Genomic DNA, 559 nt, shown 5'->3' with positions numbered 1-559 from the left:
CAGAGTTGTGTACGTTTCCGTTGCACACTTCTGCACTCCTATTTTGCACTACACATAATTGTTGGAGATAATAGTTTAGGGAAAACTATATTATTAGAAGCTTATTCCTTATTTACAAATTTCCTGAAGGATCAGCAAAAAGATTTTATGAAAGATGGATTTATCAAAAAAATTATTATCAATAACGAAGAAGATTTAAAGTTTGTAGATTTTTTTGACTTTGAAGATAGCGAAAACGAAATTGAACTGTCAATAAATTATGATATTTCTGATGAAAATGAGATATCAGCTATTATTAATGATTATAAAGTTAGGTATCTAAAACTCTTACAAGACAATATTTTAGGTGAAGAAAAGGATAGTTTGAAAGTTGAATTGATTGTTTCGGAAGTAAGTAAAGAATTTATACTACCGACGGAAGTATACGTTAGAACTACTACAAATGGTAATTACAACGTAGTTTTAAAAAGGAATGACGGGAGCTCTAGAAGAATTAATTTCCCTAAAAATCTTGCAGAAAATCACATCGCATTCGTTGGACATATAAAGAATAGAATCA

1 protein-coding gene is annotated in these 559 nt (G+C 29.3%); it reads left to right on the top strand.

The features are described from left to right. On the top strand, positions 1-559 hold a 559-nt coding region (locus ON063_RS14805; RefSeq protein ID WP_274665650.1), incomplete at both ends, for a hypothetical protein.

This window comes from Exiguobacterium sp. B2(2022) (genome assembly GCF_028823655.1).
GTDB classification, from domain to species: domain Bacteria; phylum Bacillota; class Bacilli; order Exiguobacteriales; family Exiguobacteriaceae; genus Exiguobacterium; species Exiguobacterium aestuarii_A.
The sequence above is the reverse complement of the archived record's forward strand: the minus strand, read 5'-3'. Positions and strand labels throughout refer to the sequence as shown.